The organism is Streptomyces graminofaciens, from assembly GCF_030294945.1.
Classification (GTDB): domain Bacteria; phylum Actinomycetota; class Actinomycetes; order Streptomycetales; family Streptomycetaceae; genus Streptomyces; species Streptomyces graminofaciens.
Genome location: NZ_AP018448.1, coordinates 6,930,247 through 6,942,994 on the forward strand (window position 1 = coordinate 6,930,247; position 12,748 = coordinate 6,942,994).

The following is a 12,748-nucleotide window of genomic DNA, read 5'->3' on the forward strand; positions in this document are numbered from 1 at the left end:
TTCGCTTAACTCCACCACCCGCCGCTGTCAACACCGCCCCAACTCCCGCAGGTTCACCCGCAGTTCATCTCGCGGCCGCGTTCTCGCACGCACGCGCCCCTAGCGTCACGGTCACACCCCAAGGCAACAAGGGACAGAAGAGGACGAGGAGCGCACCGTGCGCAAGCTGCTGCCCATGATCGGCTCGCACCCCGGCGGTCGTTCCGCCATGACCTGTCGGTTCCGCTGTGGTGACGCCTGCTTCCACGAGGTGCCGAACACCACGACGAACGAGTACGTCGGTGATGTCATCGCGAGCGCGCTCAGCCGACGCTCGGTGATGAGAGCCGCCGCCGTCGTGACCGTGGCCACGGCCGCCGGTACCGCCACCACTCTCGGCGTCGCCCCGGACGCGGCCGCCGCCACCGCGAAGACCCCGGCCAAGCCCAAGGGCGCCCGCGGTCTCCGCTTCACCCCCGTCGCCCCGAACACGAACGACGTGGTAACCGTTCCAACCGGTTACCAGCAGAACGTGGTCATCCGCTGGGGCGAGCCCATCCTGCGCGGTGCCCCGGCCTTCGACCCGGAGAACCAGACGGCCGCCGCCCAGGCCGGCCAGTTCGGCTACAACAACGACTTCCTCGCCCTCCTCCCGCTCCCGGGCGAGCGCGGCCGCAAACTCCTCGTGGCCAATCACGAGTACACGGACGAAGTGCTCATGTTCCGGGGGTACGACGCCGCCAACCCGACGCGCAACCAGGTCGAGGTCGCCTGGGCCGCGCACGGGCTGACCGCCGTGGTCGTGGCGGAGGACCGGCGTACCGGCAAGCTCACCGCCGTTCCCCGGCATCACCTCAACCGGCGGGTCACCGCCACCACCGAGTTCAAGGTGACCGGTCCGGCCGCCGGGTCCGACCTTCTCAAGACCTCCGCCGACCCGACCGGCACCAAGGTCCTCGGCACCCTCAACAACTGCTCCGGCGGCACCACCCCCTGGGGCACCACGCTCCACGGCGAGGAGAACTTCAACCAGTACTTCGCCAACAGCAGCCGGGCCACCGACAAGCGGTACGGCATCGGCACCGGCGCCACCGAGCGCAAGTGGGAGCGGTTCGACAAGCGGTTCGACGTCGCCCAGGAGCCGAACGAGGTGCACCGCTTCGGGTACGTGGTGGAGTTCGACCCGTACGACCCGGCCTCCAAGCCCCGCAAGCACACCGCTCTCGGCCGCTTCAAGCACGAGGCCGCCAACATCCGGATGACCGCCGACGGGCGTCCCGTCGTCTACACCGGTGACGACGAGCGTTTCGACTACTTCTACAAGTTCGTCAGCAGCAAGCGTGTCAAGCACGGCACCTCCCGCGCCGTGCGCGAGCACAACCTCTCCCTGCTCGACGAGGGCACCCTCTACGTCGCCAAGCTCACCGGCGACTCCCCCGCCATCGAGATCGACGGCACCGGCAAGCTCCCGGGCGACGGAGAGTTCGACGGCAGCGGTACGTGGATCCCGCTGGCCACCGCCAAGGCCGACGGCGCCGTGTCGCACGTGGACGGGATGACCGCCGAGGAGGTCTTCGTCTTCACGCGTCTGGCCGGCGACAAGGTGGGCGCCACCAAGATGGACCGCCCCGAGGACATCGAGCCCAGCCCGGTCACCGGCAAGGTCTACGTCGCCCTCACCAACAACTCCAACCGCGGTGTCGGCTCCAACGCCAAGGCGGACGAGGCCAACCCGCGCAACGCCAACAAGCACGGCCAGGTCCTGGAGCTCACCGAGCGCCACAACCGGCCCGACAGCACCGAGTTCGCCTGGCTGCTCTTCCTCGTCGCGGGCGACCCGGACGACCCGGCGACGTACTTCGCGGGTTTCCCGAAGGACGACGTCAGCCCGATCTCCTGCCCGGACAACGTGGCCTTCGACCCGCACGGCAACCTGTGGATCTCCACCGACGGCAACCAGCTCGGCTCGCACGACGGCCTCTTCGGTGTCGCCACGCGCGGTGAGCGGCGCGGTGAGCTGAAGCAGTTCCTGACCGTCCCGAGCGGCGCCGAGACCTGTGGCCCGATCATCCAGGACCGGCGTGTCCTGGTCGCGGTCCAGCACCCGGGCGAGCTCGACGGCGCTTCCGTGGAGAACCCGAAGAGCACCTGGCCCGACGGCCCCGGCAAGATCGTCCGCCCGGCGGTCGTCGCCGTGTGGCGCGCGGACGGCTGCGACATCGGCGCGTGACCGTCGGACATGACTGAGGGCCGTCCTCCCCCGGAGACGGGGGAGGACGGCCCTCGGCCGTCCGCGTGCGGGGGCTCAGGGGGCCAGGCAGCTCACGCCCGGCGCCGCCGTCGGGTCCAGCAGACCGGCCGGGTCGACCACCGCGGCCGGGTCGACGAGCGCCGTGACGTCGGCGGGGGCCTCGGTGACGCAGGTGACGGTCCCGACCGGGTCCGGGATGGCACTGGCGGCCGGGGCCATGGTGCCGGCGAGGGCGAGGGTTCCGAGCAGGACGGTCGCGGTGCGACGCATGAAAAATCCCCTTATAGGTAGGGCGGTTGAACAGGAATGATCATTGCCGCTCTCCGTCTGTGAACTCTCCCTCCGTCACCCGTGCGGGCGTGACGTAACGATTCGGCGCCGGGTGCCGGGTTGACCGGGTCCGTCGTGACGTCAGCGCGGTGACGTGATCGCCCGCGCCGCCGCCACCTCCTGCCGCAACGGTTCCAGCACGCTGTCCTGCGGCCCGCCGAGGTCCGACCGGACGGCGTAGAGCACCTCGGTCTCCCGCAGCCCCGCCGCCAACTCCCTTAGTTGTAGGGCGACTTGGCCGACCTCGGCGGCCGACGGGGTCGCTGCCCCCTGCTTGATCCGCACCCGCGCGCCCGTCGTCGCGTCCACGATCCGCTCGACCGCCACCACCAGCGGCCACCAGGCGGCGGCCCGGCTGCCCACGGGCGGCGGCTCGGTCAGGGCGCGCTGGAACTCCGTACGGATACCGGAGAGGTCCCGGTACAGCCGGCGGCGCATCCGGGCCCGGCGGGCGGGGTCGGCGGTGTCGCCGAAGGCGTGTTCCACATACGTGGCGGTGTCGTCGACGGCGTCCGCGAGCCGGTCGCCGACGCGGGCGTGCCAGCTCTCCGGCCAGAGCAGATAGCCCGCGACGAGCGCGATCACACAGCCCATGAGGGAGTCGACGAGCCGGGGCACGAGCAGGGCCGTGCCCTCGTGGTTGAGGATGTCGGACAGGAGGAGGATCACGGGGGTGATCGCGGCCGTCTGGTAGCCGTAGCCGCGCGGTGTGAGCGCCGGGATCAGCGGGGCGAGCAGCAGCATCACGGGTACGTCCCACCAGCCGCGCGGCACCTCCGCGAGCACCGCGGCCGCCACCACCAGCCCCACCACCGTGCCGAGGGCCCGCAGCAGCGCGCGGGAGAAGACCGAGCCGAAGTCGGGTTTCAGCACGAAGGTGATGGTCAGCGCGACCCAGTACGAGCGGGGCACGGCGATGAGCGACACCAGTGCCTGCGCGACGCCGATGCACAGGGCGAGGCGCAGGCCGTAGCGCCAGGAGTCGGCGGAGAAGGCGAAGTGGCGGCCGGCGCGGGCCGCTCGGGCGGGCAGCGGCGCCGGACGCCCGAGCCGGTCGTCGGCCTTGGTGAACTCGGGGGACCGGTCGGTGACGACATCGGCGGCGTGCCGCAGCGCCTGGTCGACGGCCCGCGCGATCCCGTTGCCCGGCTCGGGCAGCCGCAGCTCCAGCGCCCCCGAGTACCCGCTCTCGACGGCCTCGGCGAGCCGCAGCACGGCGGCCGGGATCTCGGCGGGCAGCGGCCGCCCGGTCAGCCGTACGGCCGGGGCGGCCTCGAACAGGGGGGTGAGCGCGTTCAGCTGGGCGAGGAGACGGACGAGTTCGGGACTGCGCCCGTGATGGCGGGCGCGCCGGGCGAGGACGAGGTCGTAGGACTGGTTGAGGGACTGGGTGACGGCGCGCCGGGCGTCGTCGTACGTCTCCGCCGCGTCCGTCGTGGCCGCGAGCAGCTCGGCGACGGTGCGGTACGTCGCGGCGACGGCGGCCCGTTCGGGTACGCCGGCCCGCAGTGGCCAGGCGAGCAGGGCGAGGGCGAGGACGAGGAGCCCGCCGCCGCTCATCAGCAGCGGGGGCATCCACCACGGCTCGGGCATGGGCAGCCCCGCGCCCACCACCCCGTTGAGGAGCAGCAGCAGCCCCGACACGGATGCCACGGCGCCGATCGTCGAGATCATCCCGGAGACCAGTGCGATCGCGGTGACCGTGCCGACGGCGAGCCAGCCCTGCCCGTACACGAGTGAGCCGAGTGTGATGCCGACCGCGCTGAAGAGCTGGGGGATCGCGATGTTGAGCACGCGCATGCGGTACGCGTCCGCCGTGTCGCTGATGACTCCGGAGAGGGCGCCCATGGAGGCGAGGGCCCCGTACGAGGGCCGCCCGGTGGCGAGGCCGAGCGCGAGCGGCAGGCTCAGCGCGATCGCGGCCCGGGCCATGGCGGGCCGGTTGACGGGCGCCTGCAGGGGTCTGAGGTTCCGGACCAGCCAGTCGGGAGGGGTGAGGTCGAGACCGAGACGGCTGGGGGACGGACGGGGCATGAGGCCATTATGAACGCCGGGTGTGCGGCGATTTCAGGCCTTGTGCTGGGCTATTTCCTCTTGTGGAGGGTGAGGTCGACGGTGACTGCCCGGTGGTCGGTGCCGGTCAGTTCGTGGAAGCGGACGCGGCGGGCGGAGAAGTCCTCGGCCGAGACGAGGACGTGGTCGATCTGGGTGCCGAAGGCGGGGGTGGTGCGGGCGGGCCAGGTCGGGGCGCGGTCCTCGCCGGCGAGGCGGGCGGCGTCGCGCAGACCGGTGTCGAGGACGCGGCGGAAGGCGGCGTGGTCCTGGGAGGCGTTGAAGTCCCCGGCCAGGATGGTCGGGGTCCGGGTGTCGGCGGCGGCGTACGCGCGCAGGGCGCCCAGCTCCCGCCGCCAGACGGCCACTTGGCCGGGCAGGGGCGGCATGGGGTGCGCGAGCTGGAGGCGTACGGGATGGCCGTCGATGTCGGCGACGGCGCCGGGCATGCCCATGGAGCCGGGGATCGGGGCGGTGCCCTTGAGGGGGTGGCGGCTGAGGATGAGGGACCCGTCGGAGCCTTGCCCTTCGACGGCCTGCCGGTAGGGGTAGGAGGGTGTCGTCGACTCGGCTCCGAAGGCTTCGAGGAGGGCGGCGGAGCAGGTGTTTTCGCACTCCTCGACGAAGACGATGTCGGGGCGGTCGCGGCGTACGGCGTCGATGAGCGCGGCGGTTCCCCAGCCGAACTGCACGTTGGACGTCATGACACGCACCCGGGCCACCGCCTCGCCGGCGGGGGCGTTCGCCTTGCCGTACGGCTCGATGAACCACGCGAGCGCGCCGAGCACGATGACGCCCCAGGTCACGCCGGTCCACCAGCGGGCGAGGCCGGCGAGGAGGAGGGCGAGGCCGGTGGGGGCGAGGAGCCAGGGCAGGAAGGCGAGGAGCTGGGTGACGGGGGTGGTGGCGTCGGTGTCGGCGGCACGGCAGCCGACGACGACGCTGACGCCGAGCAGCAGCAGCCCGGCGAGCCAGGCTTTCGGGCCGCGCGCGGTCCGCCGCCGCCGAGCCGGGTCCGGGTCCGGGGCCGGGTCCGTCCGCTCGATGGTCGTACTCTCCAAGGTTCCGCCTCCGCTCGTGCGCGGGGATCGGTGTCCCTGGGGGAGGACGGGGTGGGTGGGGGTGATGGTTGCGGGGTGGTTGCGGGCGCGGTTCCCCGCGTCCCTGAAGACACCGGCCCCGCAGCCACGAGGTCGCTGTTACCGCGTCGCGCCGTGGTCGGGTGAGGACGTCGCCAGGGACCACATCACGAAGACGCCGAGTGCGATGCAGATGACCGACCAGACGGGGGCGTAGGGGAGGAACATGAAGTACTCGATGACGTACAGCGATGTGATCGCGATGCCCACGCCCCGGGCCCAGTCCTTGCCCTGGAGGAGGCCCCAGCCCGTCGCGGCGAGGACGACGCCCATGGCGAGGTGGATCCAGCCCCAGGTGGTGAGGCTGAACTCGAACGTGTAGTCGCCGACGCCGGCGTACACGTCGTCCGAGGCGATGCCCGCGATGCCGTTGATGATGCTCACGACGCCGCCGACCAGCATCAGGACACCGGCGAAGACCAGACCGCCGAGGGCCCAGGACGAGCCGGTGTCGCGGTGGGGTGTCGGTGCCACGGTGGTCTGGTGCTGCGTGGGGTCGGAGCGCGGAGAGGTGCTGTGCTGGGCCATGGGGGCCTCCTCGGGGGAGGGGATAAGACAGACAACAGCTCATCCGCATGCTCGTCCCGGGCGGGGAGGGGCGCACTCGGGGTGGGCCGAACGGGTGAACCTCCTCCCCTGTCAGCCGACCTTCGTCAGGAAGTCCTCCAGCGCCTTGTTGAAGTCGGCCGGGCGTTCCAGGTTCGGTAGGTGGGCCGCGTCCGCGATGACGTGGAGGGTGGAGTCGGAGAGGGCCGCGTGCATGGCCTCGGCGTCCGTGACCGGGGTGTACTCGTCGTCGGCGCCCACGACGACCAGGGCCGGGACGGTGACGCGGGTGAGCAGCTCGCGGTAGTCGGGGCGTTCCGCGCGGCCGCGCAGGGCCGCCGCCGCGCCCCGGGGGTCGGTGGCCGTCATCATGCGGCGCACATGGGCCGCGACCTCGGCGTCCGCGTACGGCGCGACCATCTTGTACAGCACCTCGTCCGCGTACGTCCCCATGCCCTCGCGCAGGAGGCGGTCGGCCATCGCGTTCCGGGTGCGCTTGCCCTCCTCCGTCTCGGCGGCGGGGAAGGTGTCGGCCAGGACCAGGCCTCGGACGCGGTGCGGGAAGAGGCGGTAGCACTCCATCGCGATCTGGCCGCCCATGGAGAGTCCGGCGAGGACGAAGTCGGTGACGCCGAGGTCGTCCAGGAGTGTCGCGATGTCCTCGGCGAAGGTCGACAGAGGAGTGATGCCGGGGACCACCGGGGAGGTGCCGTAGCCGCGCAGGTCGGGGGCGATCACACGGTGGGTGGTGGCGAACGCGTCGATCTGGGGGTGCCACATCGTGCGGTCGAAGGGGTGGCCGTGGATGAGGACCAGCGGGGGCGTCGTCGGGGACGCGCTCCCTTTGTCCTCGTATGAGAGGAAGGGTGACATGTGGGCGACCTTAGGATGCCCCAACTCCTCGGTGCAATAAGATCTTTGCTCTCGGTGCAATGCCGGGAGGGTGAGAGGGGAGGGGCCCTGGTGGCGGACTATCCGGACTACCGGCGCATCGCCGATCGCATCGCGGACGACATCGCCGCCGGGCGGCTGAAGCCCGGCGAACGGCTGCCGCCGCAGCGGGCGTTCGCGCGCCGGCGCGGGATCGCGGGGTCGACCGCAGGGCGGGTGTACGCGGAGCTGGTGCGGCGCGGCCTGGTGGTGGGCGAGGTCGGGCGGGGCACGTTCGTACGGGCGGCGCCCGAGGGGCCCTCGGGGCGGGCGCTCACCGAACCGTCCGGCTCGGCGCCGGTGAACCTGGAGCTCAACTACCCCTGCGCGCCCGGCCAGTCCGAGCTGCTGGCCGCCGGACTCGCGCCGCTGCTGCGGCCGGACGTACTGACGGAGGCGACGCGTACGGCGCCGGCGAACGGTACGGCCGCCGCGCGTGAGGCAGGGGCCGGGGTGCTCGCCGTGCCCGGGTGGCGCCCGGCCCCGGACCGCTTCCTGTTCGCGGGGAACGCCCGCCAGGCCATCGCGGGCGCCCTCGCCTCCCTCGTCCGGCCGGGGGGCCGGGTCGGGGTCGAGGCGTTGACGTATCCGCTGGTCAAGGAGATCGCCGGGCGGCTGGGGCTGACGCTGGTGCCGCTCGCCATGGACGGGGAGGGGCTGCTGCCGGAGGCGGTGACGGTGGCGCACCGGGCGGCGCCGCTGTCGGCCGTGTACGTCCAGCCGACGCTGCACAATCCGACGACGGTGACGATGGGGAGCGGACGGCGGGCCGAACTGGCGCGGGTGCTGCGGGAGTTGGACCTGCCCGTCGTCGAGGACCGGATCTGGTCCTTTCTGGAGGACGGGGGTGTGGCGCCGCTCGCCGCGTACGCGCCGGAGCGGGTGTACGTCGTGGACGGGCTGTCGAAGCGGGTGGCGCCGGGACTGACGGTCGGGTTTCTCGTGGTGCCGGAGGGGCGGGGCCGTGATTCCCATGGGCTGGAGGCGGCCCTGCGGTCCGGGGGGTGGACCGCAGGGCGGTTCGCTCTGGAGGCGGGGGTGCGGTGGATAGGGGACGGGGTGGTGGGGCGGCTCGTCGCGGCGAAGCGGGCGGACGCGGCGGCGCGGCAGGGGGTGGTGGCGGAGGAGTTGGGCGGGTTCGTGGTGCGGGGGGACGCGCGGGCGTACTACGCGTGGTGGGAGTTGCCGGAGCCTTGGCGGGCGGACACGTTTGTCGCGGAGGCGGCTCGGAGGGGGGTTGCCGTGACGCCGGGGACCGCGTTCAGCGTCCCGGCGGCCGTCGCCGGGGCGGCACCCGTCCCACAGAGAACGGCACCCGGTCAGCACCGGGAAGCACCGCCGACCCCCGCCCAGCAGCAGCGCCGAGCGACATGCCGCCCCGCGTCCCGCTGCGTCAGGCTCGGACTCGGCTCCGCTCCTCCGGAGGAGCTGGCGTGGGCGTTGCGGGTGCTCGCCGACGTCGCGCGTAGCGGCCCGTGAGCCACGCGCTCCCCGCCACGACCGCCCCCAGCCCCACCAGCCCCCACGTCACCCGGCGCAGTGTGCCCGTCAGGGCGTCGTAGACCGCGCCCGCGGCGGCCGGGGAGACGTCGGGCGGCAGGTCGGACAGCGTCAGTCGGCGGCCCAGCGCCACGGCGAGGCCCAGCAGCAGGCCGCCCAGTGCCGTACCGAGCCCCGTCGCGCAGAGCGCCCGGCGGCGACGGGCCGCCACGAGGACGCCCGTCACGGCCAGCGCGAGCGCGCCGAGCGGGAGCCAGAGACCGGCTACGTCGAGCACGCGGTACCCCTTCCGGAACCGGTCGAGGTCCGCCGCCGACAGGACCGTGACCTTGTTGTGCGCGACCGGGATGCGATGCGCGAACGGCACCCGGTCCTGGGCCAGCCGCCGTTTGACCCGCTCCCCGACCGGCGCGAGATCGAGCAGCACCGGCCGGTCCGCGACGTCGCTCCCGGGCGCGCGGAGCGCCCGCAGCACCGCGTCGTGCGCCTCCCGGTTCGCCGTGTGCCAGGCCGCGCGGAACGCCTCCGTCTGTGTGAAGGACCGGGCCGCGTCGTGCGTGAAGGCCTCCACCGGGTCCCGCAGCGACGGCCGTACCTGGATCTCGCGCATGATCTCGACGGTCATCGCGTCCGCGAGCGCGTCCCGTACGTCCGGGTCGGCGGCGAGCGGCGCCGTGACCTCCTCGTACCGGACCGGGTCCGCGATCTCGTACGTCGCCCACGCGGCCAGCGCGCCCGCCGGCGCGAGCAGGCAGGCGAGCGCGATCAGCGCGGCCGACAAGGGGCCGCGGAGACGTGGGAACACCTCTTCAGGCAAGGCCCCGGCGGTCGTGCGCGCGAGCGGTGGGGCCCCCGGTGACTGCGAATGGGCGCACAGGACAAGCCGAACGAGGATTTTTCGGCTCGCGGGTGACCAGGGACCCGGGAGTTCTGACCCATCGAACCCCGGTTACCTCACCCGGTGCCCCGCCGCGTCCTCCCGCGTGTAGTACCGGTAGAACGCCACCGCGAACACGCTCGCCGCGATGACGAGGGACATGAAGACGGAGCGGAGCACGGAGTGCGACGAGTCCTGGCTGTAGAGGAAGCCGAAGGCGCAGCCCGCGAAGGAGGCCCACAGCGTGGCGTGCAGCTCGCGGGGCAGCCGGGGCGCGAGGGCCCGTACGCCGACGTAGAGCGCCGCGAACACGAACGCGGTCACGAAGCCGAAGAGGATGTTCCAGCCGGTGATCGGGCCTGCGGAGCGGTTCATGGCCGCCGCCCAGTAGCCGTAGACCAGACCGAGGACCACCGGCACGGCCCGGTGCGCGACGAGGTGGGTGCGCGCGCCGAAGACATCGGGCAGTGGACCGGGTGAGTAACCGGGTGAGACGCCGGGCGAGGTGTCGGGCCCCGCCGCCTTGGGCCGGGGCGCCGGAGCGCCGGACGCGGGTACCACATGAGCCATGGGAGGGCTCCTTTCTCTCCGCCCCGCCTTCCAGGGCACACCTGGGGGGCCCGGCTGGCAAGTCGGATGCCGGACCGTACGGGATGCGCGGGCCGTACCGCCGTGTTTCGCTGTGCCTCATGCGGATGCCGCGCCTGCGCCGGGAGCCGGACCCCGTCCAATGGCAGCAGCCGCTGCGCGTGCGGGGCCGCAGCATCGCCTGGGTGCCGCCGATGGTCGTGCTCGTCGCCGTACCGGTGATCGACTACTGGACCGGCGGCGACTTCCGGATCATCTCGTGGCTGGTGCTCGTGCCGGGTGTCGCCGCCGCGGTCTGCCCCATCGGCACCACCGCGGTCTACGGCGGGCTCGCGATGATCGTCTACGTCCTGGGCGACGGCGCCTGGCCGCACCAGTACCGCGCCGGGCTGCCCGACTTCATCCTCGTCGCCGTGGGCGCGGTGCTCTCCGTGCTGGCCTGCGCGGTACGGATGCGCGGGCAGGAGCGGATGCTGCACATGCGGGACGTCGTCGAGACCACCCGCCGTACGCTGCTGCGCCCGATGCCGCCGGGCTGGGGCGGCCTCGACCACGCGGAGATCTACCTCGCCGCCGACAGCGAGGCCCGCGTCGGCGGCGACTTCTACGACATCCAGCCCGGCCCGCACGGCACCCGCGTCCTCCTCGGCGACGTCCAGGGCAAGGGGCTCGGCGCGGTGGAGGCGGCGGCCGGGCTGATCGGCACGTTCCGTGAGGCGGCGTACCACGAGGCCGAACTGGCCGTCGTGGCGACGCGGTTGGAGGTGCGGATGCGGCGGCTCGTCGCCTACGACGCGGCGCTCGGGCGGGACGGCGGGGAGCGGTTCGCGACGGCCGTGCTGGTCGGGTTCCCGCCGCCGGAGACGGATTCGGGGTTCGTCGAGGTCATCGACTTCGGGCACGAGCCGCCGCTGCTGGTCGGCGCCGAGGGTGTGCACGAGCTGCCGACGCTCGGCGGGCTGCCGCTGGGACTCGCCGAGTTGGTGCCCCGGGCGCCGCGCGCGGCCCTGGTCAGGGTCGCCGACGACGAGACGTTGCTGCTGGTCACGGACGGGGTGACGGAGGCCAGGGACGGGGACGGGACGTTCTTCCCGCTCCGCGAGAGCCTCGCCGGCGCGCCGCGTGTGACCGAGCCCGAGGCCCTTGTACGCCTCGTCCGCGACGGCACGCTCGCGCACAGCGGGGGCCATCTCGACGACGACACGACGATCTTCGCCGTACGCCGCGCGCGGCCCGCCCGCTGAGCCTGCGTTCCCCCCTTTGCACGCGCAGCGGTTACGGTGCTGGCTGGGGTACGTGATCGATGGGGGACCGATGGGGAGGGGAACGATGCCCGGAACCGTGCTGTTGCTCGCGGCCGCGCCCGTGGGCAAGGGATGTCTGGTGGACGCGGCGTCCGTGCTTCCCGTACTGGCCGCCGTCTCGCCCGAGGTGCTGTCCGGCACGGGTACGGCGAACGTGGTCGAGCTGGCCGATCCGTTGGAGCCGCAGGCCGTGCTCACGCGGCTGCGGGCGGCGGCGACAGCGACCGGGCCGCTCACCGTGTATCTCACCGGGCAGCTGCAGCTCGACCGCAAGCAGCGGCTGCCGCATCTCGCGCTGGCGCGTACGACGCCGGCGACCGTGCGGTACACCGGGTTTCCCTGGCACTGGCTGGTGGAGGAGCTGCGGCTGCGGGCGCCGGGGTCCACGACGCTCTTCGTCGACCTGCACGCGGACGCGGAGGTCTGGCGGCAGATGGCGGGGCGAGGGCTGGGGGCCGGGCCCGGGGTGAGTGTGTTCGGGCGGATCGCGGCGGGGTCGGCGGGGGTGCGGCGGGGGGTGGCCGTGCCGACGTACATGAAGGCGTTGGGGACGATACTGCGGAGCGGGCAGCGGCCGGCGCCTCCGGCGCTGCATGAACAGGTGCTGACACGGGTGTCCGTGGACGGGGATGTGGTGCTGGCGTGGGATGCCATGGCGCCCGGTGCGGGTGGTTCCGCAGGAGGGTTCGCCCCCGCCGCCCCTACCCGGTCCCGTCCCCCGGAGGCCGCGCCCCCGGACCCCCGCCATCGCCCTGAACGGCCTCGTCCTCAAACGCCGGACGGGCTGGAAGGCCTGACCGGCCCGGAAAGCACGGGCGCCGACCCCCACGCCCTCATCACCGCCGCCGTGCAAGCCGGGCGGCACGCCGAGGCCGACTCGATTGCCGCTCGGCAGGAGTATGTGGCGTTGTGGGAGTTCGGGGCGGGGTCGGAGGAGGTGTGGCACTGGCGGGAGGTGCGGGCCGATCTGGCGATGTTCGCGGGAGACTCGGCGTTGAGCTGCGAGATCTGGCTGGCTGTCGCGCGGGCGCGGCTCGCGGCGGGGTGTGCGGCGGACGATCCGGCCGTCGAGGCCGCCGTGGACCGGGCGCATCACCAGTGGGGGCAGGTCACGGACGGTGGCCGGGCCGGTGAACTCGGGCTGCCACTGGCCGAGTTGAGGGAGCGCGTGCCGGGGCGGCGGGCCGGGGCCCTGGAGCATGTGCGGCAGCATCTCGCGGAGTTGAGGTCGGCCCAACACGTCCCCGGTTAG

11 protein-coding genes are annotated in these 12,748 nt (G+C 73.1%); 4 read left to right on the forward strand and 7 right to left on the reverse strand.

The annotated features are described in order from the left end of the window. The first annotated feature begins 157 nt into the window (after positions 1-157). Positions 158-2,209 (forward strand): PhoX family protein, encoded by a 2,052-nt coding sequence (locus SGFS_RS29955; protein WP_286254885.1) that lies wholly within the window; start codon positions 158-160, stop codon positions 2,207-2,209. 75 nt (positions 2,210-2,284) lie between these two features. Here the strand turns inward: SGFS_RS29955 and SGFS_RS29960 are convergent, their stop codons facing one another. From SGFS_RS29960 to SGFS_RS29980, 5 genes are all read right to left on the reverse strand, one after another. After that, on the reverse strand, positions 2,285-2,500 hold the full coding sequence (locus SGFS_RS29960) for a hypothetical protein (protein WP_286254886.1): 216 nt from the start codon (positions 2,498-2,500) through the stop codon (positions 2,285-2,287). Positions 2,501-2,641: 141 nt separating this feature from the next. Beyond that, positions 2,642-4,594, reverse strand: a complete 1,953-nt coding sequence (locus SGFS_RS29965; protein WP_286254887.1) for an FUSC family protein — start codon at positions 4,592-4,594, stop codon at positions 2,642-2,644. Positions 4,595-4,644: 50 nt separating this feature from the next. Next, on the reverse strand, positions 4,645-5,673 hold the full coding sequence (locus tag SGFS_RS29970; RefSeq protein WP_286254888.1) for an endonuclease/exonuclease/phosphatase family protein: 1,029 nt from the start codon (positions 5,671-5,673) through the stop codon (positions 4,645-4,647). Between the two features lie 138 nt (positions 5,674-5,811). Continuing rightward, a complete protein-coding gene (locus SGFS_RS29975) occupies positions 5,812-6,279 on the reverse strand; it encodes a DUF7144 family membrane protein (RefSeq protein WP_286254889.1) in 468 nt (155 codons plus the stop codon). A 111-nt stretch (positions 6,280-6,390) separates the two neighbouring features. Further along, on the reverse strand, positions 6,391-7,170 hold the full coding sequence (locus SGFS_RS29980) for an alpha/beta fold hydrolase (RefSeq protein ID WP_286254890.1): 780 nt from the start codon (positions 7,168-7,170) through the stop codon (positions 6,391-6,393). Positions 7,171-7,260: 90 nt separating this feature from the next. Between SGFS_RS29980 and SGFS_RS29985 the strand changes: the two genes are divergently transcribed. Beyond that, complete coding sequence (locus SGFS_RS29985; protein WP_286254892.1) at positions 7,261-8,706, forward strand: aminotransferase-like domain-containing protein; 1,446 nt, start codon at positions 7,261-7,263, stop codon at positions 8,704-8,706. On the opposite strand, the gene SGFS_RS29990 is transcribed toward SGFS_RS29985, so the two are convergent. Both SGFS_RS29990 and SGFS_RS29995 read right to left on the reverse strand, forming a co-directional pair. Beyond that, entirely contained in the window at positions 8,621-9,532 is a 912-nt protein-coding gene (locus tag SGFS_RS29990; protein WP_286254893.1) for a hypothetical protein, read from the reverse strand. The two genes, SGFS_RS29985 and SGFS_RS29990, sit on opposite strands and share 86 nt — an antisense overlap. A gap of 144 nt (positions 9,533-9,676) precedes the next feature. After that, positions 9,677-10,174, reverse strand: a complete 498-nt coding sequence (locus SGFS_RS29995; RefSeq protein WP_286254895.1) for a hypothetical protein — start codon at positions 10,172-10,174, stop codon at positions 9,677-9,679. Positions 10,175-10,293: 119 nt separating this feature from the next. Here SGFS_RS29995 and SGFS_RS30000 point away from each other — a divergent pair, with 119 nt between their 5' ends. Further along, positions 10,294-11,436 (forward strand): PP2C family protein-serine/threonine phosphatase, encoded by a 1,143-nt coding sequence (locus SGFS_RS30000; protein WP_286254896.1) that lies wholly within the window; start codon positions 10,294-10,296, stop codon positions 11,434-11,436. Between the two features lie 85 nt (positions 11,437-11,521). Then, complete coding sequence (locus tag SGFS_RS30005; protein WP_286254897.1) at positions 11,522-12,748, forward strand: hypothetical protein; 1,227 nt, start codon at positions 11,522-11,524, stop codon at positions 12,746-12,748.

What these genes read in the sequence shown, in the direction of transcription:
- SGFS_RS29960 (WP_286254886.1), bottom strand. Translation starts at nt 2,500, where the DNA reads ATGCGTCGCACCGCGACCGTCCTGCTCGGAACCCTCGCCCTCGCCGGC.
- SGFS_RS29975 (WP_286254889.1), bottom strand. Translation starts at nt 6,279, where the DNA reads ATGGCCCAGCACAGCACCTCTCCGCGCTCCGACCCCACGCAGCACCAG.
- SGFS_RS29980 (WP_286254890.1), bottom strand. Translation starts at nt 7,170, where the DNA reads ATGTCACCCTTCCTCTCATACGAGGACAAAGGGAGCGCGTCCCCGACG.
- SGFS_RS29965 (WP_286254887.1), bottom strand. Translation starts at nt 4,594, where the DNA reads ATGCCCCGTCCGTCCCCCAGCCGTCTCGGTCTCGACCTCACCCCTCCC.
- SGFS_RS30005 (WP_286254897.1), top strand. Translation starts at nt 11,522, where the DNA reads ATGCCCGGAACCGTGCTGTTGCTCGCGGCCGCGCCCGTGGGCAAGGGA.
- SGFS_RS30000 (WP_286254896.1), top strand. Translation starts at nt 10,294, where the DNA reads ATGCGGATGCCGCGCCTGCGCCGGGAGCCGGACCCCGTCCAATGGCAG.
- SGFS_RS29995 (WP_286254895.1), bottom strand. Translation starts at nt 10,174, where the DNA reads ATGGCTCATGTGGTACCCGCGTCCGGCGCTCCGGCGCCCCGGCCCAAG.